Annotated in this window: 21 protein-coding genes; 11 read left to right on the forward strand and 10 right to left on the reverse strand. The window is 18.0% G+C overall.

Annotated elements, in window-relative coordinates:
• Position 1 precedes the first annotated feature (1 nt).
• Positions 2–862 carry a prolipoprotein diacylglyceryl transferase gene (lgt, locus tag GJU05_RS02075; RefSeq protein ID WP_208753875.1) on the reverse strand — a complete coding sequence of 287 codons (861 nt, stop codon included), beginning with the start codon at positions 860–862 and terminating at the stop codon, positions 2–4.
• A 75-nt stretch (positions 863–937) separates the two neighbouring features.
• On the opposite strand from lgt, the gene GJU05_RS02080 reads away from it, so the two are divergent.
• On the forward strand, positions 938–1,615 hold the full coding sequence (locus tag GJU05_RS02080) for a MutH/Sau3AI family endonuclease (RefSeq protein WP_208753876.1): 678 nt from the start codon (positions 938–940) through the stop codon (positions 1,613–1,615).
• Positions 1,616–1,624: 9 nt separating this feature from the next.
• Here GJU05_RS02080 and lysA read toward each other — a convergent pair whose 3' ends face one another.
• On the reverse strand, positions 1,625–2,890 hold the full coding sequence (lysA, locus tag GJU05_RS02085; RefSeq protein WP_208753877.1) for a diaminopimelate decarboxylase: 1,266 nt from the start codon (positions 2,888–2,890) through the stop codon (positions 1,625–1,627).
• Positions 2,891–3,252: 362 nt separating this feature from the next.
• On the opposite strand from lysA, the gene GJU05_RS02090 reads away from it, so the two are divergent.
• The 3 genes from GJU05_RS02090 (at position 3,253) to crr (ending at position 5,891) form a co-directional block, all read left to right on the forward strand.
• A complete protein-coding gene (locus GJU05_RS02090) occupies positions 3,253–3,507 on the forward strand; it encodes an HPr family phosphocarrier protein (protein WP_208753878.1) in 255 nt (84 codons plus the stop codon).
• Positions 3,508–3,645: 138 nt separating this feature from the next.
• Positions 3,646–5,364 (forward strand): phosphoenolpyruvate-protein phosphotransferase PtsI, encoded by a 1,719-nt coding sequence (ptsI, locus tag GJU05_RS02095; RefSeq protein ID WP_208753879.1) that lies wholly within the window; start codon positions 3,646–3,648, stop codon positions 5,362–5,364.
• 20 nt (positions 5,365–5,384) lie between these two features.
• Entirely contained in the window at positions 5,385–5,891 is a 507-nt protein-coding gene (crr, locus tag GJU05_RS02100) for a PTS glucose transporter subunit IIA (RefSeq protein ID WP_208753880.1), read from the forward strand.
• A gap of 99 nt (positions 5,892–5,990) precedes the next feature.
• On the opposite strand, the gene ruvC is transcribed toward crr, so the two are convergent.
• From ruvC to aspS, 3 genes are read right to left on the reverse strand one after another with little or no spacing between them, the layout of a single operon-like run.
• The gene (ruvC, locus tag GJU05_RS02105) at positions 5,991–6,464 is read right to left on the reverse strand and encodes a crossover junction endodeoxyribonuclease RuvC (protein ID WP_208753881.1); all 474 of its coding nucleotides are present in this window, start codon (positions 6,462–6,464) and stop codon (positions 5,991–5,993) included.
• A 39-nt stretch (positions 6,465–6,503) separates the two neighbouring features.
• On the reverse strand, positions 6,504–7,217 hold the full coding sequence (locus tag GJU05_RS02110) for a YebC/PmpR family DNA-binding transcriptional regulator (protein WP_208753882.1): 714 nt from the start codon (positions 7,215–7,217) through the stop codon (positions 6,504–6,506).
• A gap of 42 nt (positions 7,218–7,259) precedes the next feature.
• Positions 7,260–9,005, reverse strand: a complete 1,746-nt coding sequence (gene aspS, locus GJU05_RS02115; RefSeq protein WP_208753883.1) for an aspartate--tRNA ligase — start codon at positions 9,003–9,005, stop codon at positions 7,260–7,262.
• Between the two features lie 576 nt (positions 9,006–9,581).
• Between aspS and argS the strand changes: the two genes are divergently transcribed.
• The 5 genes from argS (at position 9,582) to potC (ending at position 15,343) form a co-directional block, all read left to right on the forward strand.
• Entirely contained in the window at positions 9,582–11,312 is a 1,731-nt protein-coding gene (gene argS, locus GJU05_RS02120) for an arginine--tRNA ligase (RefSeq protein ID WP_208753884.1), read from the forward strand.
• Between the two features lie 81 nt (positions 11,313–11,393).
• The gene (mnmA, locus tag GJU05_RS02125) at positions 11,394–12,494 is read left to right on the forward strand and encodes a tRNA 2-thiouridine(34) synthase MnmA (protein WP_208753885.1); all 1,101 of its coding nucleotides are present in this window, start codon (positions 11,394–11,396) and stop codon (positions 12,492–12,494) included.
• A gap of 87 nt (positions 12,495–12,581) precedes the next feature.
• Positions 12,582–13,709 carry a spermidine/putrescine ABC transporter ATP-binding protein PotA gene (gene potA / locus GJU05_RS02130; protein WP_208753886.1) on the forward strand — a complete coding sequence of 376 codons (1,128 nt, stop codon included), beginning with the start codon at positions 12,582–12,584 and terminating at the stop codon, positions 13,707–13,709.
• Positions 13,684–14,550, forward strand: coding sequence for a spermidine/putrescine ABC transporter permease PotB (gene potB, locus GJU05_RS02135; RefSeq protein ID WP_208753887.1), 867 nt, complete (start codon positions 13,684–13,686; stop codon positions 14,548–14,550). Before potA ends, potB begins: the two co-directional genes overlap by 26 nt.
• Entirely contained in the window at positions 14,543–15,343 is an 801-nt protein-coding gene (gene potC / locus GJU05_RS02140; protein WP_208753888.1) for a spermidine/putrescine ABC transporter permease PotC, read from the forward strand. Before potB ends, potC begins: the two co-directional genes overlap by 8 nt.
• 19 nt (positions 15,344–15,362) lie before the next feature.
• Here potC and mutM read toward each other — a convergent pair whose 3' ends face one another.
• The 5 genes from mutM to rpmH form a co-directional block, all read right to left on the reverse strand.
• Positions 15,363–16,181, reverse strand: a complete 819-nt coding sequence (gene mutM / locus GJU05_RS02145; protein ID WP_208753889.1) for a bifunctional DNA-formamidopyrimidine glycosylase/DNA-(apurinic or apyrimidinic site) lyase — start codon at positions 16,179–16,181, stop codon at positions 15,363–15,365.
• Between the two features lie 5 nt (positions 16,182–16,186).
• Positions 16,187–17,551: a tRNA uridine-5-carboxymethylaminomethyl(34) synthesis GTPase MnmE gene (gene mnmE / locus GJU05_RS02150; RefSeq protein ID WP_208753891.1), complete on the reverse strand. Its 1,365-nt coding sequence runs from the start codon at positions 17,549–17,551 to the stop codon at positions 16,187–16,189.
• Between the two features lie 16 nt (positions 17,552–17,567).
• Positions 17,568–19,193 carry a membrane protein insertase YidC gene (gene yidC / locus GJU05_RS02155; protein ID WP_208753892.1) on the reverse strand — a complete coding sequence of 542 codons (1,626 nt, stop codon included), beginning with the start codon at positions 19,191–19,193 and terminating at the stop codon, positions 17,568–17,570.
• A gap of 109 nt (positions 19,194–19,302) precedes the next feature.
• Positions 19,303–19,650 carry a ribonuclease P protein component gene (rnpA, locus tag GJU05_RS02160; protein ID WP_208753894.1) on the reverse strand — a complete coding sequence of 116 codons (348 nt, stop codon included), beginning with the start codon at positions 19,648–19,650 and terminating at the stop codon, positions 19,303–19,305.
• A gap of 3 nt (positions 19,651–19,653) precedes the next feature.
• On the reverse strand, positions 19,654–19,806 hold the full coding sequence (rpmH, locus tag GJU05_RS02165; protein ID WP_208753896.1) for a 50S ribosomal protein L34: 153 nt from the start codon (positions 19,804–19,806) through the stop codon (positions 19,654–19,656).
• 171 nt (positions 19,807–19,977) lie between these two features.
• On the opposite strand from rpmH, the gene dnaN reads away from it, so the two are divergent.
• The gene (gene dnaN, locus GJU05_RS02170) at positions 19,978–21,102 is read left to right on the forward strand and encodes a DNA polymerase III subunit beta (protein WP_208753898.1); all 1,125 of its coding nucleotides are present in this window, start codon (positions 19,978–19,980) and stop codon (positions 21,100–21,102) included.
• A gap of 38 nt (positions 21,103–21,140) precedes the next feature.
• Positions 21,141–23,555: a DNA topoisomerase (ATP-hydrolyzing) subunit B gene (gene gyrB, locus GJU05_RS02175; protein WP_208753900.1), complete on the forward strand. Its 2,415-nt coding sequence runs from the start codon at positions 21,141–21,143 to the stop codon at positions 23,553–23,555.
• Positions 23,556–23,570 lie beyond the last annotated feature (15 nt).

A 23,570-nucleotide genomic window follows, 5' to 3' on the forward strand; every position in this document is an offset into this window, starting at 1 on the left:
TTTATATTTGATTAAATGATTTTTTTTTTATAAATAAAATTAATCCAATAATTATCATAATTATTGAAAATAATTGATTAATAGTTAAAATAATATTATTTTTAAAAAAAGTAAATTGGATATCAGGTTCTCTAAAATATTCAACAATAAACCTTATTATACCATAAAAAATTAAGAATAAAATAGATTTATATCCTGTAAATATATTTTTTTTAAAAATTATATTTAAAATTAAAAATAAAATTATACCTTCTAATAAACATTCATAAATTTGTGTTGGATGTCTAGGTAAATTACCATATTGTATAAAAATTTTTTTATATTTTAAATTTTTTTGTAAAAAAATTAGATCTTTTTTAATTGAATTAGGAAATATAATAGCCCATGGTACATTTGTTACTTTTCCCCATAATTCACTATTAATAAAATTTCCTATTCTTCCCATACCAATCCCGATTGGAACCATAGGTACTATAAAATCTGTAATTTGTAAAAAATTTTTCTTTTTTATGTAAGAAATAAAAGATATAACTATAATAGTACCTATTAAACCTCCAAAAAATGACATCCCTCCTGTCCAAATTTTTATTAAAATAATTGGATTTTTTATAAAAACATGTATATTATACAGTAGTATACATCCTAATTTACCTCCTAATAATAAACCTAAAAAACATAAACATAATAAATTATTAATTTCTTCTTTTTTCCCAAAATTATTATTTTTATTTCTTATATAAGAAATTTTTTTTACTAAAATAAAACTAATAAAATACATAATTCCATACCAATAAATATTAATTTTATTTATTTTTAAAAAAATTGGATTTATTTTTGGAAATAAAAAATATTTTTTATACATTTTTATTATAGATTAATTAATTTTATTAATATATTATACAATATATTTATTTATAAATATAATTTATGTAAATATATGAAAAAAATTTTTTCTACCTTTATTCCTAATGAAAATATTTTGTTTTTAAGAGCAAAATTAATAACAGGGTATTATATACTAGATATTGCAAGATGGTTAAATTATAAAATATCTAATAATTTTAAAAAAGATAAAGGAATAATAGGTAAATTAATAGAATTTTATTTAATAGGTAAAAAAAATAATAATTTATTTAATCAAGACATACCATATCTTGGTATAGAAATTAAAACAATAACTATTGATTTAAACAATAAAACTATAAATAATAGTTTTATTTGTTCTTTACCTTTAATTAATAAAGATCTTTTACTTTTTTATAAAAGTAAATTATATAATAAAGTATCTAAAATTTTATGGATACCTATTATCATTAAAAATATAAATACACCTCTCCATATGAGAAAGATAGGTAAACCATTTTTTTGGGTACCAAATATAGATGATAAAATAAAGTTAAATTATGATTGGTCTAATTTAGTAAAATTATTAATTTTAGGAAAAATAAAAAGTATAAATTCTTATAATGGTTATATTTTATTAATCAAAAACAAAGGAGGTAAAAAATCTTTTACCAAAACTATCAATAATTTAGGTAAAGTTATATCTGTTGTTCCTAAAGCTTTATATTTTAAAAAAAAATTTTTAAATTCTTTATTAAAAAATAATTATTAAAAAAATTTTTTAAAACAATTCTAAATTAATTAATTCTTGTATTTTTTGACGACGTCTAATAATTTTAGGTATATTATTTTCAATTAAAATTTCAGGTATTAAAGGTCTACTATTATAATTAGAAGACATTGAAGCTCCATATGCTCCAGTATCATGAAAAATTAAATAATCCCCAATATTAACTATAGGTAACTTAAAATAAGAAATTTCACCATTATCTAATTGTGTAAATATATCTCCTGATTCACATAAAGGACCTGCAACAATAGTATTAATTTTTAAATCATTAGACATATCTTGACCCTTAGAAGAAATTGCAGATATATAATGATAACTACCATACATTACAGGCCTAATTAAATCATTAAAACCCGCGTCTACTATAACAAACCTTTTATTTTTTATATTTTTTATAGCACAAACTTGACAAATTAAAATACCTGATTCTGCTACTAAAAATCTTCCTGGTTCAATTTCTAATTTTATATTTCTTTTAAAAAACTTATTAATAATATTTCTTGTATTATTCCATAATTTAAAATAATGATTAGTATTTACTTTAATATCATTTTTTTTATAAGGTATAGATAAGCCTCCTCCAGCTGAGATTATATTAATTTTAGGCATATAAGGTTGTAATACATTATTTAACATTGAATTACATACTTTCTGTAAATGATAATAATCAACTCCTGAACCTATATGCATATGTATTCCAATTAGATTTAAATTATATTTTTTTATAAAATAAATTGATTTTTTTAAATCTGTATACCAAATACCATGTTTACTTGTCTCTCCTCCTGTGTTTGTTTTTTTATTATGACCATGCCCAAAACCAGGATTAATTCTTAACCATATATTATGACCTTTAGAAATATTACCTAATTGATGTATCATATCTATTGAACCAATATTTACAGTAATGTTTAACTCAATAATACGTTTTAACGTTTGTTTATCAAAAATATCAGATGTAAATACAATATCATTAATTTTTTTAGGATCATATCCAGCAATTAAAGCTCTTTCTATTTCTCCTAATGAAATAGCATCAACTTTAACTCCTTCATATCTCATAATTTTTAAAATATTTATATTAGAACAAGACTTTTGTGCAAATCTTATTATATCAAATTGTTTTAATTGTAAAATTTTATTTTTTATATTTTCAGCACAATATAGCCAAAATGGAGTTTGATATTTTTTTATTAAGAATAAAATTGTTTTAATTGAAATATTATTTTTATTAAATTTTTTATCAAAAATTTTCATTTTTATATAATAACCTTATAAATAAAATATTTTTAAAATATTAAAATAAATATTTTAAATAATTAAGTATATAATTATTTATCTTTATTTTTTTTAAAAATAAATAATAATTTATATATAATATATATATATTCTAAATTATATTAAAATAATTTTTTTATTAAAATTTAGATTTATTATTATTTTAATAATAAATAAAATATATAATATATATATCTTAATAAATTTAGTAGCCAAGATAATTTATCTATGTTATTTATACAATAAAATATTTAAATATATAAAAATTATTTATTATTGATAAATTAATATTTTAATTATTATATAATTATTGTTTAATATATTAAAATTAAGGAAAAATAATGTTACAAAAAGAAATTATTATTAATAACACTCATGGTTTTCATACTCGTCCAGCAGCACTTTTTGTAAAAGAAGCTAAAAATTTTATATCAGATATTACAATTACATCTAAAGGAAAAACAGTAAACGCTAAAAGTTTATTTAAAATTCAAACATTAGGATTAACTAAAGGAACTTTAATTATTTTAAAAACTTCAGGAATAGATGAAAAAAATGCTATAGAACATTTGACTAAAATTATTCAAAAATTATAAAATAATTTTTTAATTTTATAATAAAAAATATAATTTATAAAGATTTTACTAATAAAACTAATTCTTAGTTTAGTAACTTATTTAAATTATTATTTCAATAAATATTGATATAAAATTATTATATAATGAGGTAAAAATATGATTTCAGGAATTTTAGCTTCTCCTGGTATTTCTTTTGGTAAAGCTTTTTTATTAAAAAAAAATAATATTATTATTAATCGTAATAAAATTACTGATAATCAAATAAATATAGAAATTAATAAATTTTTAGATAGCCAAAAAAAATCTATAAGACAATTAGAATATATTAAAAAAAAATCATTAAATAATTTAAATTCTGAAAAAGAATTAATTCTTGATGGACATATTCTTTTTTTAGAAGATGAAGAAATGACTAAAGAAATTATTTTTTTAATAAAAAATAATTTATTTTCAGCAGATGCTGCTGTAGATTCAGTAATAAAATCTCAAATTAAAATATTAGAAAATTTAGATGATAAATATTTAAAAGAAAGGATTATTGATATAAAAGATATTGGTGATCGTTTAATAAAAAATATTTTAAATTTAAATATTTTAAATTTAAATCAAATAAATAAAAAAGTAATTTTAATTGCAAAGGACCTAACACCTTCAGAAACTGCTCAATTAGACTTAAAAAAAATTTTAGGTTTTATCACTGATTTAGGAAGTAAAACTTCTCATACAGCTATAATGGCACGTTCATTAGAAATACCAGCAATTGTTGGAACAGGAAATATAACAACTAAAGTTAAAACAAATGATTATATTATTTTAGATAGTATTAATAATTTAATTTATATAAATCCTTCTATAAATAAAATTAAAGAAAAAAAAATATTATTTAATCAATATCTTTTTGAAAAAGAAAAATTAAAAAAAAATAGTAATTTACCAGCTAAAACAAAAGATAATTTTAAAATAAAAGTATGTGCTAATATAGGATCATTAAAAGAGTTAAGTAATATTGAAAAAAATGGTGCTGATGGTATTGGTTTATATAGAACAGAATTTTTATTTATGAATCGTACTTCTTTACCTACAGAAGAAGAACAATTTAATATTTATAAAACTGTTGCAACAAATATGCATGATAAATCAGTTATTATTAGAACTATGGATATAGGTGGGGATAAAAAAATACCATATATGAATTTACCTAAAGAAGAAAATCCTTTTTTAGGTTATAGAGCTATTAGAATAAGTATGGATCGGAAAGATATTTTACATACACAATTAAGAGCACTCTTAAGAGCATCTTTTTTTGGTAAATTATATATAATGTTTCCTATGGTTATTTCAGTAGAAGAAGTTTTATTCTTAAAAGAAGAATTAGATTTTTTAAAAAAACAATTACAAAAACAAAAATATAATTTTAATAAAAATATTCCTATAGGAATAATGATAGAAACTCCAGCTTCAGCTATAATAGCTCATCATTTAATAAAAGAAATAGATTTTTTTAGTATAGGTACTAATGATTTAACCCAATATACATTAGCAGTAGATAGAGGTAATGATTTAATTTCACATTTATATAATCCTATTCATCCTGCTATATTTTTTTTAATAAAAAAAGTAATAGATGCTTCACATGAAGAAGGAAAATGGACAGGAATGTGTGGAGAATTAGCAAGTGATGAATGTTTTATTCCTATATTATTAGGTATGGGATTAGATGAATTAAGTATGAATTCTATTTCTATTCCAAAAATTAAAAATATTATTTGTAATATAGAAATGGTTCAAGCAAAAGAACTAGCTAATAATGTCTTATTACAACCTACAATTAAAAATATTAAAAATTTATTATTAAAATTTAATAAAAAAAAATAATTTTTCTAAAAGGAAAATAAATGAATATTTTTTCTAATTTTTTTAAAAAAAAACAAAAAAAAATTGAAATTACTAAAATATTTGCTCCTATTTCAGGTAATATAATAGATATAGAAAAAGTTCCTGATATTGTTTTTTCAGATAAAATTGTAGGAGATGGTATTGCAATTAATCCAACTGAAAACATTATCGTTTCTCCTGTTGATGGAATAATTGGTAAAATATTTGAAACTAATCATGCATTCTCAATAAAAACATTAAATAAAATAGAATTATTTGTACATTTTGGAATTGATACAGTTAAATTAAAAGGAAAAGGATTTATAAGAAAATTTAATTTTGAAAAAACTAATATAGTAAAAAAAGGAGAAATAATTATTGAATTAGATTTGGCTTTTTTAAAAAAAGTTGCTAAATCTATATATACTCCAGTAATAGTTTCTAATATTGAAGATATTAATAAAATAAAAAAATATTCTGGAAATGTAATTGCTGGTATTGATCCTATATTAGAAATATATAAATAAAAAACTTATATTAAAAGCATTTTTTAATAATTAATTTTTTTATTATTAAAAAATGTAATTTAGGTATTTATTTTTAAATAAAAATTTTTAATAATTTTTTTATAAATGAAGACGACTATGTGTAATTGCAATTGCTAATGCATCAGCAGCATCTTTTTTTGGATAAAAGGATAATTTTAACAACATAAATACTGTATCTTGTACTTGTTTTTTTTTTGCATTACCAATACCAGCTACAATCATTTTTACTTTACTTGCTGAATATTCAAAAACAGAAAGATTATGATTTACAGCTGATATTATTGCTGCACTTCTTGCATGACCTAATTTTAATGCAGAATCAGCATTTTTAGACATAAAAATTTGTTCTATAGCAAAATTATCAGGTTTAAATTTTTTTATTATTTTACTTATATTTTTATAAATTATTTTTAATCTTGTAGGAAAATCTTTAATTTTTAAAGTTAAAATACATCCACTATCAATATAAATAATCTTATTATTTTTGAGTTTTTTAATTAAACCATATCCTGTAATTCTAGATCCTGGATCAATACCTAAAATTATTGTCATAATATTTTATCTTTTAAATTATATAAAAATAATTGTTCATTAAATTTCAGCATTATGATAAATATTTTTTATATCTTCATATCTCTTACATAAAGATAAAAAAATAAATAATTTATTTTTTGTAGAAATATCAATTTTTTTTTTTATAAATGGTTCAATAAATAAATTGATTTTTATTGGTTTAATTTTAAAATTTTTTATTTCTTTAGTAAGAAGTTTATATTTTTTTTTAGAAAAAATAATTTGAATATTTTTTTTATTAAAAATAATATCATCTGCTTTTAATTTTTCTGCTATATCAATAATATAATTTGGATTATTTTTATATGAATATGAAATAAAAATTTGTTTTTTAAAAATATAATTGACAGCGCCTTTTTGTTTTAAACTACCCCCGGTTTTATTAAAAATATTACGTATTAAAGAACTAGTTCTATTATTATTATTAGTTAAACATTGAATCATTAATGCAATATTATTTGGTCCAAATCCTTCATAATAAATTTCTTTTAACTGATTATTATTTTTTTTTTTTTTTTCTAAAATATTATTAATTGTTGATCTACTCATATTAAATGATAATGCTTTTTCTATAATTAAACGTAATTTAGAATTATATTGTGGATTTATATTTTCACTTTTTTTTATAACTGTATTTAATTCTTTAATAATTCTAGAAAAAATTTTATCTTTTTTATTATCTTGTAATTCTTTACGATGACGTGTATTAGCCCATTTACTATGTCCAGACATAAAATTATATTCCTTTTATTATTATTTATATTTAATTAATCATTATAATAATGATAATCCTAAATCTTTTAAAATATTTATATCAACTTTATTAGGAGATTGTGTTAATAAACAATTTGCTGATGTAGTTTTTGGAAAAGCAATAACATCACGAATATTATCAGTGTTAGTTAATAACATAATTAATCTATCTAATCCTAAAGCCATACCTATATGTGGAGGAGTACCAAATTGTAAAGCTTCTAAAAAAAAACCAAAATTTTTTTTTTGAACTACTTCATTTATTTTAAGAAAATCAAATATTTTTTTTTGTATTTTATAATTATTTATTCGTGCAGAACCACTACCTATTTCATAACCATTAATTACTAAATCATATGAATCAGATATTATCTGATGAGGATTTTTTTGTAAAAAATTATCTATATTTTTAATAAATTTTTTTTTTGGAGATGTAAATGGATGATTCATAGGAATTAATTTACCTATTTTATTTTTTTTGAATAAAGGGAAATCAATTATCCATAACGGACACCATTTCTTATTTTTAATAAGATTAAAATCTTTTCCTAATTTTTTACGTAAATATCCCATAGAAGATATATTATCATTAATAATTTCTGTTCCAATAAAAATAATATCATTATTATGACATTTATTTTTAATAATAATATCTTTAATTTGTTCATCATTTAAATTAAATGTAAAATTATTTTTTATATTTAAAATATTTATTAATTTATTATTATTTACTTGGAATATATTTAAATCATTTGTATTATATTTCTTAATATAAGAAATATATTTATTTAAATTTTTTTTTTTAAAATTAGATAAATATTTATTTTTTATAGAAATTGAAACTATTCTATTCTTATTTTTTACAATAAAAAAATTACTTAGATCTATTAATTTTAATTTATTTCTTAAATCAGGTTTATCTGTACCAAAATATTTCATTGATTTTTTAAAAGTTAATACTTTAAATTTATCTAGAAATATATTTTTTATATTTTTCCATAAATTAAAAATCATTTTTTCTATAAAAAATCTAAATATTTCTGAATTTGTAAAAGATATCTCTATATCAATTTGTGTAAATTCTGGTTGACGATCAGAACGTAAATCTTCATCACGAAAACATTTAGCAATTTGATAATAACGATCCAATCCAGCAATCATTAATAATTGTTTAAAAATTTGTGGAGATTGAGGTAATGCATAAAAATTATGTTTATGAATTCTGCTTGGAACTAAATAATCTCTTGACCCTTCAGGGGTTGAATTTGTTAATATAGGAGTTTCAATATTTAAAAAATTATTTTTTTCTAAAAAATTTCTGATATAACTTATTACTATTGATCTTTGTTTTAAAATTTTAGTCATTCTTATTTGTCTTAAATCTAAATATCGATATTTTAATCTTATTTCTTCTGTATTAATCATATTGTTATCAATAGGTAATGATTTAGATTTATTAAGTATAGATATACTAAATACGATAATTTCTATTTCTCCAGTTATTAAATTAAAATTTTTATTTTTTTTTGTTCTTTCTACTATTTTACCTTTAATTTTTACACAAAAATTATTACGTAATTTAATAGCTATATTATAAGCTATTTTATATTCTGGTTTAAATACCGCTTGAATAATACCTTCTCTATCTTTTATATTAACAAAAATTAGTTTTCCTAAATTTCGATAACTATCAACCCATCCATAAATAATTATTTCTTTATTTATAAATTTTTTATTAATTTCACCACAGTAAATTTTATTTTTCATTTATAAATCCTTTATTTAAAATAAATATTTTTGTGTTATTAAATTATTTGTGTATAAAATATGATTTAATATAAATTAAATTTATAATTTATGTTAATTTATATTAAAATTATTTATTATTTTTACATAATATAATTATTTATTAAAATATTATTTTAATAAATTTATTTATAGAATAAATAAAAAATTAATATATTATTAATATGATTAAAATATCTTTATAAGATATAATAATAATTAATTTAAATTTGTTAATTATAAAATCAATGAAATAATTAATTATTTCTTTTAATAAAGAAAAAATTTTATTTTTTTTATAAAAAATATAAATAATTTTATTATTATTATTTTTTAAAATATTTATTTTATTTTTAATTTTAAATTTATTTAATTTTAATTTATTTTTAAAATAATAATTTATAATTATAATTATAATAATTAGATAGAAAATAAAATATTTTTTTAAAAAAAAAATACTGTATTAATTTATTTAAATTTTATATTTTAAAATGTATTTATAAAATAAATAAATAAGTATTTATATATAATATTTAAAATAATAAAAAAGAAAAATATATGAATATAAAAAAAATTCTTTCAAAAAAAATTCATAAATCTATGATAAAAGTAGGTATCCCAAAAAAATATAATGTAATATTACGTTCATGTAAAAGAAAAGAATTAGGACATTATCAAATTAATGGTATTATATCTGCAGCTATTTATTTAAATATTAATCCTAATGATTTAGCTATTAAAGTAGTAAAAAATTTAAATATAAAAAAAATAATATCTAAAATTACAATATCTAAATTAGGATTTATTAATCTTTTTATTAAAAAAGAATGGTTATCAAAACAAATTAATTTATTAATTAATTCTAAAAAATTAGGATTAACAAAAAAAATTATATCAAAAAATATTGTTATTGATTATTCAAGTCCTAATATAGCTAAAGAAATGCATGTTGGACATTTAAGATCTACAATTATAGGAGATTCTGTTGTAAGAATTTTATCTTTTGTTGGTCATAATGTTATTAAATCCAATCATATTGGAGATTGGGGAACAAATTTTGGTATACTTATAGCTTTTTTAAAGTTAAAAAATAAAAAAAATAACTTGTTACTTGCTGATATAGAAAAATTATATAAACAAGCTCAAAAAAAATATATTGAAGATGTAAATTTTGCAAAAGAAGCTAAATTATATGTAGTTAAATTACAAAAGAAAGATATTTCTTGTTTAAAAATATGGAAAGAAATAGTTAATATTACAATGAATTATAATTACCAACTATATAATAAACTTAATATTAAACTAACATATCTTGATACTATGGGAGAAAGCACATATAATGATATGTTATCAAATATAATTATAGATTTACAAAAAAAAGGAATAGCCATTAATAATAATGGGACTATCATTATCCCAATGAAGGGAATAAAGAATATAAAAGGAGAATTAATGGCAGTTATTATTAAAAAAAAAGATGGAGCTTATCTTTATGCTACAACAGATATTGCGTGTATTAAATATCGTTATGAAAAATTTAAAGCAGATAGGATTATTTATTATGTAGATGCACGTCAAAATCAATATTTAAGACAAATTTTTCAAATAGTTAAAAAAGCAAAATATGTACCTTCTAATATAAAATTAGAACATCATATGTTCGGAATGATTTTAAATAATAAAAATAAACCTTTTAAAACAAGAGAAGGAAAAAATATAAAATTAAATGATTTAATAAATAAATCTATTTTAAAAGCTAAAAATATAATTCTTCAAAAGAATCCTCTTATTAAAAAAAATAAATTAGAAGATTTATCTTCTAATATTGGTATTGGAGCAATAAAATATGCTGATTTATCTAAAAATAGAATAAATAACTATATTTTTAGTTGGGATAAAATGTTATCTTTAAATGGAAATACATCTTTATATATACAATATGCTTATGTAAGAGCTATATCTTTATTAAAAAAATCTAATATTAATTTAAAAAATTTTTTAGATTTAAAGATTAATTTTATAAATCATTATGAACTTAATTTAGCTATATCATTTTTAGATTTTGAAGAAATTATTTTAAAAATTGTTGACAAAGGTACTCCACATATATTATGTAATTGGTTATATAAAATTACAGTTTTATTTACTTCATTTTATGAAAATTGTAATATTTTAAATTTAAAAGATAAAATGCTAAAAATTAGCAGATTAAAAATAGTTTTTTTAACATCATTATTTTTAAAAAAGGGATTATATTTATTAGGAATAAAAATTATAAAAAAAATATAAAAAAATATTAATAATAAATACATTTTTTAAAATACTATTAATTAAATTAATTTATATAAAAATTTATATTTTATAAAATTTATGTTTAAAAAAAAAGTAATAATTGCAATGTCTGGTGGTATAGATTCTTCTTTTTCTGCCTGGTTATTAAAAAAACAAAATTATCAGGTAGAAGGATTATTTATGAAAAATTGGGAAGAAGATGATACAAATAATATTTGTAATATTGAAAAAGATTTATATGATGCAGAAATTATTTGTAAAAAATTAAAAATACCTTTACATAAAATTAATTTTTCATCTGAATATTGGGATTATGTTTTTAAAAAATTTCTTTCTGAATATAAAAAAGGAAATACACCAAATCCTGATATTTTATGTAATAAAATTATTAAATTTAAATATTTTATGAATTTTGCTATTAATAATCTAGGAGCTGATTTTATCAGTACTGGTCATTATGTACGTTGTAAAAAAATAAAAGATAAATTTTTTTTATTAAAAGGAATTGATTCTATTAAAGATCAAAGTTATTTTTTATATACAATAAAAGAAAAACAATTAAAAAAAATTTTGTTCCCTATTGGAGGTTTAAAAAAAACAGAAGTAAGATATTTTGCAAAAAAACTTAAATTTATAAATGCTAATAAAAAAGATTCAACAGGTATTTGTTTTATAGGTGAAAAAAATTTTCCTAAGTTTTTAAATAAATATATATCTTCTCCATCAGGAGATATAGTTAATATTAATGGTAAAATTATAGGAAAACATAGAGGATTAATTCATTATACTATAGGACAAAGAAAGGGTATTGGGTTAGGAGGATCTATATTTTATGAAAATAAACCATGGTATGTTTATAAAAAAGACATAAAAAAAAATATTTTAGTTACCCTACAAGGTAGGGAAAATTTATATTTATATTCTATTGGTTTAATAGTTAAAGAAATTAATTGGATAAATTATATACCAAAAAATATAAAAAAAAAATGTACAATTAAAACTAGATATCGACAAAAAGATGTAAAATGTAAAATTATTTTTTTAAATAATAATAGAATTAAAGTATATTTATATACTCCTATTTCAAGTATTACAAAGGGACAATCAGCTGTATTTTATTATGGTAAAATTTGTTTAGGGGGTGGAATTATTGAAAAAGAAATTCCATTAATTAACTAAAATAAATTTAAATATTTGAAGTTATTTTTTAATTATATAAATTAATAATTAAATAAAAAATAATATTTTATTAAATAGAGTATTATTATGGAAAAAAAATCTTTTGAGAAAATTTTAATTAAATTAATTAATATTAATAAATCTTTTGCAAGTAAAAAAATTATTTATAATTTAAATTTAAGTATAAATGATGGAGAATTTATTACTTTATTAGGACCATCTGGTTCTGGTAAAACTACTATTATACGTTTAATAGCAGGGTTAGAAAAAGTAGATAGTGGTTCTATTTTTCTTAATGAAAAAGAAATAACACAATATCCAGCAGAAAAAAGACAAATAAATACTGTTTTTCAAAGCTATGCATTATTCCCCCATATGTCTGTATTTGATAATATAGCTTTTGGATTAAGAATGCAAAAAAAAACACATAAAGAAATACTTAAAAAAGTTGAAAAAATTTTAAATATAGTTCAATTAAAAAAATTTATAAATAGAAAACCCCATGAATTATCTGGAGGTCAACAACAAAGAGTTGCTATAGCAAGAGCTGTAATTAATCAACCTAGATTATTATTATTAGATGAGCCATTGTCAGCTTTAGATTATAGATTACGTAAAAAAATGCAAAATGAATTAAAAGCATTACAAAGAAAATTAGGTATTACTTTTATATTAGTTACACATAATCAAGAAGAAGCTTTAAGTATATCAGATCGTATTATTTTATTAAGAAATGGTATAATAGAACAAGATGGCTCACCAAGAGAAATATATGAAGAACCTAAAAATTTATTTGTTGCTAATTTTATAGGTGATATTAATATATTTAATGCTTTAATTTTAAAAAAATTTAATTCTAATCAAGTATTAGCTAATTTAGAAGGTTATATATGTAAGATCAAAGTCCCATTTCATATTATTGTTGGTGAAAAAATACACGTTTTATTAAGACCAGAAGATTTAAGAATTAAAGAAATTAATAATAAAACTGATTTAAATACAGGTTTAGTTGGTTATATAAAAGAAAAAAATTATAAAGGTATGACTTTAGAATCAACATTAAAACTTAATAATGGTAAAATTATTATTGTAAGTGAATTTTTTAATGAAAATGATCCTTATGTTGATCATTCTTTGAATCAAAAAATGTTAATAAATTGGGTTGAAACATGGGAGGTTGTATTACCTTATGAAAAGGATAATGGGATATTTTAAAAAAATTACGATTTTTATAATTATTAGTTGGTTATTATTATTTATTTTATTACCTAATATAATTATAATTATAATTAGTTTTTTAAAAAAAGATAATTATAATCTAATTACGTTTAAATTTTCTTTTAATAACTATTTAAATCTATTAGATTTTTTATATATTAGAGTCTTTGTAAATTCTTTATTTATTTCATTTATTACAATGATAATATGTCTTCTAATAGGTTATCCATTTGCATGGTGTTTAACAAAAATATCTAATAAAAAAAAATCTTTAATGTTATTTTTTTTATTTTTACCATTTTGGGTTAATTCATTAATTAGAATATATTGTCTTAAAATATTTTTAGGAATTAATGGATGGCTTAATAATATTTTAATATATTTTAAAGTTATTAATTCTCCTATTCATATAATTTATACCCCAACTGCTGTAATAATAGGATTAGTATATATTTTATTACCTTTTATGATCGTTCCAATATATTCTAGTTTTGAAAAATTAGATCAATTATGTATTGAAGCAGCTAAAGATCTAGGAGCACAATCTTGGAAAATATTTTTTTATATAATAATACCTTTAACTACTTCAGGAATTATAGCAGGATGTCTTTTAGTTTTTTTACCTAGTATGGGGATGTTTTATATTTCCGATTTAATGGGAGGATCTAAAAATCTATTAATAGGAAATATTATTAAGAATCAATTTTTAAATATTAGAGATTGGCCATTAGGAGCTGCTACAAGTACAATAATAACATTATTTACAGGTATTTTATTAATATTATATTTTAAAACTATTAAATTTTTAAATAAAAAGGAATTTAAAAAAAATGTTTAAATATATATGTCGAATGATATTTATAAATATCATTTATTTTTGTTTTTATATCCCTATTATTTTATTAATAATTAATTCTTTTAATAAATCACGTTTTAGTATTATATGGCAAGGATTTACTATTAAATGGTATAAACTAATTATACATAATTCTTCTTTGTTAGAAGTTACATATCATTCTTTATTTATTGGTATTATTACAGCAACTTTTACAACTTTTCTTGGATTATTAACTGCATTATCATTATATCATTTTAATATGCATATTAAAACTTTTATAAATACGCTATTATTTATAGTAATTATTTCTCCTGATATTGTAATGGGTATTTCTTTATTATTATTATTTATTTTTTTAAATTTATCTTTAGGTTTTTGGACTTTATTATTTGCACATATTACATTTTGTTTTCCATATGTAGTTATTACTATTCATTCTAGATTACAAGATTTTGATAATCGTATGATAGAAGCTGCAAAAGATTTGGGTGCTAATGAAATTGTTATTTTAACAAAAATTATACTTCCTATAATATTTCCTACTATTATTTCAAGTTGGTTATTAAGTTTTGCTTTATCGATGGATGATATAACAATATCAACTTTTGTAACAGGGCCAGAATATGAAATACTCCCATTAAAAATTTATTCAATGTCTAAAATAGGTATTACTCCTGAAATTAATGTTTTAGCAACAATATTAATAATAATATCTTTATTTTTAGTAATAATAAGCAGAATAATATTAGGAAAATATAAAACATATAATCAAATTACATCTTTATTAGATTAATTATTTTATTTTAAATAATTTATTTTTGACATTTATAACAAAAAAATGTACTTCTATTTCTTTGTGTTTTTCTAATAATTTTTTTTTTACATATTTTACATAGTTCATTTTCTCTTCCATATACAAAGAAGTATTGAGAAAAATTCCCAGTATTATTATTAGGTAATCTATAATTAGATATAGTTGAACCTCCATGTTTTATTGATTTATATAAAATATATTTAATATTTTTAGTTAAAACTGTAACTTCTTTTATATTTAAAGTATTAGATATACGAAATGGAGAAATTTTTGATAAAAATAAAGATTCATTAGAATATATATTTCCTATACCAGTTACAATTTTATTATCCATTAATAATATTTTAATATAAATATTTTTTTTTTTTGTAAAATTATATAAATATGAATTATTAAATTTATTTTCTAAAGGTTCTGGACCTAATTTTCTTAAAAATATATTTTTTTTATAATTTTTCATTTCCCATAACCAAAATCCAAATTTTCTTATATCAGTATATCTTAAAGTAAAATTATTATTTATAACTAAATCAATATGATCATGTTTATGATAAAAAATATTATTATTACTATTAATAATAGATAATATCCCTGTCATACCTAAATGTATGATAATTGTATTTTTAAATAAAATTATTATAATATATCTACCTCTTCTTTTAACATTTAAAATTTTTTGATTTTTTATTTTAAAAATATCATTAGGGATAATATATCTTAATTTTTTAGTTCTAATTATAGAATAATTAATTATTTTTCCTTTTAAAAAAGGTTTTATAATATTCTTAATTACTTCTACTTCAGGTAATTCAGGCATAAATTTTATTTACCAACACAAAATTGAGAAAAAATATTATTTAATAAATCTTCAGAATAAAATTTTCCAGTAATAGAATCTAATTCTTTTTGTATTAATCTAAAATCTTCAGATAATAATTCTAGAGAATTTGTATTTAAAAAATTTTTTTTTCCTTTTATAAGATATTTATAAATAGAATTTAAAATTTCTAAATATCTTTCTCTTGCTGTAAATTGATTTTCATTAGTATTTTTATTTAAAATTCTTTCTTTTATAAAATGCATTAAATTTGATATACCAATTTTTTTTTTAATTGATATTTTTATAATTGTATAATCATTATTATATATTATTTCAGGAACATTATTTGTTATATCTATTTTATTACGTATAATAATAATAGGAATACTTTTTATAAAATTTTTTAAATATTTTTTAATAATTATAGATAAATTATCTTCTGACATTTTATCTTCTATAACTAAAAATAAATAATTAGAATTTTTAATTTCTTCAAAGGTTTTTTTTATACCTAATATTTCAATCTGATTATCAGTATTTCTAATACCAGCGGTATCTATAATTTCTATAGGAACTGAATCTATATAAATATTTTCATGTAAAATATCTCTAGTTGTTCCAGGAATATTAGTTACTATAGAAATATCTTTATCAGTTATTAAATTCATTAAACTAGATTTACCAGAATTAGGTGGTCCAATTAATATTATTTTAATTCCTTCTTTAATTCTAATACCGTTTTCTACATATTCTATAATATTTATTAAAAATTTTAATAATTTTTCTAATGTTATTATAATTTTTTTACAAAAAGTAGAATAATTAATTTTGTAATCAAATTCTAAAAAAGATTCTATTTTTACTCTTAAATTAATAATTATTTTTGTAAATTTTGTTAATAAAAATGATAATTTACCATTCATTAAATTCATTGCAGAAAATATAGCTGCTTTTGAATTAGCTGAAATTATATCAGAAATTGCTTCTACTTGAGTTAAATCAAACTTTTTATTTAAAAATGCTCTTCTAGAAAATTCTCCTGGAGCTGCTATTCTAATTCCTGAGATATTTAAAATATTATTTATTAATAAATCTATTAAAATAGAATTTCCATGACATTGTAATTCTAAAATATCTTCTCCAGTAAAAGAATTAGGTTTTGGAAACCATAAGACTATACCTTTATCTATAATTTTATTTTTATAAAAAAATGGTAAATAATGTGCATACCTAGGTTTAATATAAGTTAATTTTAATATATATTTTATTACATCTATTACTTTACTACCAGATATTCTTATTACTCCTATACTTCCTTGTCCTGTAGGAGTTGCTCTTGCTATTATTGTATTGTTTTTTTTTTCCATAATTTAATTATCATATTTAATAATATTTATTATTTATTTTATAAAAAACCCATTTTTGTTGTAAAATGGTTATTAAGTTATTTATTATATAATAAAGAACTAATCCTGAAGGTAACCATAAAAAAAATAAACTAAAAAAGATGGGTATGATATATGTAAATTTTTCTTGTACAGAATCATTATCAAAATTATTTTGAGAAATTTTTTGTATTACTAACATAGTAATACTCATTATAATTGGTAAAATATAATATGGATCTTCTGATGATAGATCTTTGATCCAAAAAATAAATGGAGCATGTCTTAATTCTATAGAATTAATTAACATATAATATAAAGCTAAAAAAATAGGCATTTGTATAATAAAAGGAATAAACCCCATTAGTGGATTTAAGTTTTCCTTTTTGTATAATAAAATTATTTCTTTACTAAAACGTTCTTTATCATTACTAAATTTTTCTTTTATTTTTTTTATTTTTGGTTGTAAAAAATTCATTTTATTTATAGCAATAAATTGTTTTTTAGATAATGGGTATGTTATTACTCTTATTATAAGAGTAATTATAATTATGGAAAAACCCCAATTTCCTATTAAATAAAATAATAAATTTAATAAATTAAATAATGGTTTAGATAAAAATCCTAAAAAACCATAATCTATAGTTAAATCTAAAAAAGGCGCTATTTTAGACATTTTATCTTGAATTTTAGGACCTATCCAGACTTTAGATACAAAATTATATTTTTTTTTTGGTAAAATTGAATAATATGAAGATTTAAAACCAGCACTAATAGTATTATGAAAATTTTTTTTTATATATATATTATTTTTTTTAGAAAAACTAGGGATAATCCAAGCTGAAGTAAAATATTGCTGTAATACAGCTATCCATCCATTATTAGTATAAATATTTATCTTTTTTTTTTTTAATATTTTAGAAAATTTATATTTTTTAAATTTATTATAATCTGTAGAAATAGCTACACTATCAAATGTTTTAATAGAAATATTATTATGTTGTTTATCTAAATATTTTTTAGGTGTATTAATAGATTTATCTATTTGTCCAAATATACTTATTTTAACAGGTTTTAGACTTTTATTAAAAACTTGATGATTAATTTTTATTAAATAATCTCCTCTTTTAAATGAGAAAATTTTAATATATAAAATATTTTTTTTTATAAAAAATAAAGGTATTTTTAATATATCTTTATTTTTTTCTAATTTAAAATAATATGATTTTGAAAAAAATTTATTATTTTTATTAAAATATTGATTTTTTTTAAAATTATTTTTCTGAATTATACCACTTTTTATTTGATAAATAAAATCATTATTCTTTCTTAATAAAGTAAAAAAATTTTTAGAATTTAGTTTTTCTAGATAATCTAATAATTTTACTTTTTCAATATTACCTCCATAGGGATTAATATATAGAAAAAATTTGTCAGTTTTAATTAAAATATTTTTATTTTTAATACTTTTTTTAGTAATAAATTGATATTTATCATTTATATTTTCATGACTAATTTGTTTTTTATTATTTTTTATATAATTATATATTTTTTGCCAATTACCTAAAATAATAAAAAAAAATAAACAAAAAATAATTATAAAAATATTATTTTTTGAATTCATTATTTTATACTCATTTTAATTTATTTAATAATAAAAACTTATTATAACTTAAAATTAATAATTAGTTTAATTTTCTTAAAAGAAAAAATATAAATTTTTATTTAAAAAATTATTTTATTTTAAAAATATTCCATATTTTTTCTAAATATTTTTTAAAATAAAAATTATTTATTTTTAAAATATTTTTATTATTTACAATTATAATATAATCCATAATAACAAATGAATATTGATTCAAACGAAAATATTCACGAATAATTCTTTTAAATTTATTTCTAATATTTGTTTGATCAATTATTTTTTTAGGGACAATTATACCTATACGAGAATGTTTTATTTTATTTTTTTTACTTAAAATAGAATAATATTTATTATGTAATTTAGTAGGATTATTAAATACTAAATCAAAACTTGATGAAGTTAAACGTTTTTTTTTAGAAAAATTAAAATACTTCATTTTTTATTTTGATATTTTATCTGATATACTTAAATATATACGATGTTTAGCACGACGACGATTTATTATTTGTCTTCCATTTTTTGTTTTCATTCTATTTCTAAAACCATGAGATCTTTTTTTTTTTAATATAGATGGTTGAAAAGTACGTTTCATAAAATTATACTTATAAATATTTTACAATATATCAATTATTACATAATTTTTATATTTAATAAATTATTTTTTATAAATTTTTTAATTTTAAATTTTAGTAATTAAAAGTTTATATATGTTATAATAACGAATAAAGATTTTTTATTATAATTTTTTTTTAAAAATAAAAAAATGATAGAAAATAATATTATTATTAATCGAGAGTTATTAATTAAACCATTAAAATATGTAACAAATATTATTAATAATAAATCTATATATCAAAATATTAGTAATATTTTAATAGATATTTTAGATAATGGTTTAATTTTGTTTAAAAGTACTAATTTAGAAATTGAAATTTCATCATTTATTAAAAATATAAATAATAAAAAAAAATATTCAATTATAATTGAAGGGAAAAAGTTTTATAATATATGTCGTAGTTTACCTAAAAATCATGATATAAATATATTATTTAGTAATAATAAAGCTATTATATCATCACAAAATTGTTATTTTAGTATAGCTACTTTACCAGCAAATAATTTTCCTACTATAGATTTTATAAAATCTGATATAGAATTTGATCTTCAACATAAAACAATAAAAAAATTTATATATGCTACTTATTTTTCAATAGCAGATAATGATGTAAGAAAATATTTAAATGGATTATTATTACAAATTAAAAATAATATTTTAAATATTGTATCAACTGATGGGCATAGATTATCTATTTATACTTATTTAATAAGTAAAAATATTATTAACTATTATGCTATAATTCCTAAAAAAAGTATTTTTGAATTATCTAAATTACTTAATAATACTAATGAATTAATTAATATTAAAATTAATAAAAATAATATTTGCTTTATTTTTAATAATTTAAAATTTATATCTAAATTAATTGAAAATAATTTTCCTGATTATGAAAAAATTATACCTAAATTTTTTTATAAAGTTATAAAAATTAATCGTATAGAATTTAAAAATTCTTTAAATAGGATTTCTATCTTAGTTAATGAAAGAACTAAAGGAGTAACTTTATTAGTTAATAATAATTATTTAAAAATCTCTAGTATTAATATAAATAATGAAAAAGCAGAAGAAATATTAAAAATAGAAAAATATAATAATGAAAAAAAAAATAATATTAATATATCTTTAAATATTAATTATTTAATTAATGTCATTAATATATTAGAAAGTGATATAATTAAAATTTCTTTTATTGATAATATTTCTAGTATTAAGATAGAAGATTGTTATAAAAAAAATAAAATTTATTTAATCATGCCAATGAAAATTTAAAATTATATTTATTTTTTATAAAAAAATGAGAGTTTAATGTGACAAATAAATATTATAATGCATCAAGTATTCAAATTTTAAAAGGATTAGATGCAGTAAAAAAAAGACCAGGTATGTATATTGGAAATACAGATGATGGGACAGGGTTACATCATATGGTTTTTGAAGTTATAGATAATGCGATAGATGAATCTCTTGCTGGTTTTTGTAAAAATATAAAGATTATCATTCATAATGATGATTCTATATCTATTATTGATGATGGAAGGGGTATTCCTACAGATATACATAAAGAAGCACAAATTTCAGCAGCTGAAGTAATTATGACTATATTACATTCAGGAGGTAAATTTAATAATAAATCATATAAATTATCAGGAGGATTACATGGAGTAGGTATTTCAGTTGTAAATGCTTTATCTAGAAAACTAGAATTAATAATTAAAAGAAATGGAAAATTATATAAACAATTATATTGTTATGGTATTCCTCAAAATAAATTAAAAAATATTGCTAATAGTACTACTACCGGTACTCATATTAGATTTTGGCCTAATTTTAATATTTTTAAAAATATTCAATCTTTTGATTATAAAATTTTATCTAAAAGATTAAGAGAATTATCATTCCTAAATTCAGGATTATTTATTTCAATAAATGATATAAGAATTAATAAATCTAATTCATTTCAATATAATGGTGGTATAAAAGAATTTATAAAATATTTAAATAAAAATCAAAATATTATTCATAATAATATTTTTTATTGTTATAATAAAAATAGTAAAATAAATATAGAAATTGCTATGCAATGGAATAATTCTTTTAAAGAAAGAATATATTGTTTTACAAATAATATACCTCAAGAAAGTGGAGGTACTCATTTATCTGGATTAAAAGCAGCTATAACACGTACAATTAATTTATATATAGATAAAGAAAAATATAATAAAAAAAAAAAATATATTAATATTACGGGAGAAGATACTAGAGAAGGATTAATAGCTATTATATCTATTAAAATTTCAAATCCTAAATTTTCTTCTCAAACTAAAGAAAAATTAATTTCATCAGAAATAAAATCTTTAGTAGAATGTTATGTTAATCAACAATTAATGTTTTTTTTATTAGAAAATCCTAATGATGCAAAAAAAATAATAGAAAAAATTATACATGCAGCAAAAATAAGAGATGTTGCAAGAAAAACAAAAGAAATAATAAAGAATCAAAATATTTTTAGTATATCTAGACTTCCAGGAAAATTATCTGATTGTCAAGAAAATAATCCAAAATTATCTGAAATTTATTTAGTAGAAGGAGATTCTGCTGGAGGATCAGCAAAACAAGGAAGAAATAGAAAAAATCAAGCAGTATTACCATTAAAGGGTAAAATACTTAATGTAGAAAAAGCTGGGTTTAATAAAATTATTTCTTCACAAGAAATTATTACATTAATTACTGCTTTAGGATGTAATATTGATAAAAACCAATATAGTATAGATAAATTAAGATATCATAATATCATTATTATGACAGATGCAGATGTAGATGGAGCACATATTCGTACTTTATTATTAACATTTTTTTATCGTCAAATACCTCAAATAATAGAAAAAGGATATGTATATATTGCACAACCTCCATTATATAGAATTAAAAAAGGAAATAAAAAATTATATATTAAAAATAATGAAGAAATGGAAATTTTTACATTAAATATAGCTTTTAATAAAGCTATGTTTTTTTTTAAAAATTCAAAAAAGATTTTATCAGATAAAAAATTATTAATATTAGTTAACAAATATAATTATATTAAAAAAATCATAAAATTTTCAAAATACATTTTTTCTGATAAAATATTATTTTCATTATTATATAATCCAAAATTAGAAAAATTAAATGACTATAATAATGTCAAAATATGGTTAGATAATTTATTATTATTTTTAAATAAAAAATATATTAATATTAATTTTTCAGGAAATATAAATAAAAATATAAAACAAAATATTTTTGAACCAATAATTTATGAAAATAAATATGGTAATATAAATAAATATCAATTAAATTATGACTTTTTTATTAGTAATGAATATAAAAAAATATGTTTATTAGGAAATAAATTACTTTCTTTAAAAGAGAAAAAAATTTTTCGTGTAGAAAAAGGGGAAAAATATAAGAATATTAATTCTTTTGAAGAAGGTATCGAATGGTTATTAAAAGAATGTAAAAAAAAATTTATTATACAAAGGTATAAAGGATTAGGTGAAATGAATCCAACCCAATTATGGGAAACAACTATGAATCCTTTAACTCGTAATATGTTACAAGTTACAATTAAAGATGCAAAAAAAGCAGATAAATTATTTTCAACTCTTATGGGTGATGAAGTAGAACCTAGAAGGTTATTTATAAAAAATAATGCGTTAAAAGTAATTAATATCGATATTTAAGATAAATTTTTTTAA

It is taken from the genome of Enterobacteriaceae endosymbiont of Donacia fulgens, assembly GCF_012567545.1.
In the GTDB taxonomy this organism is placed as follows: Bacteria; Pseudomonadota; Gammaproteobacteria; order Enterobacterales; family Enterobacteriaceae.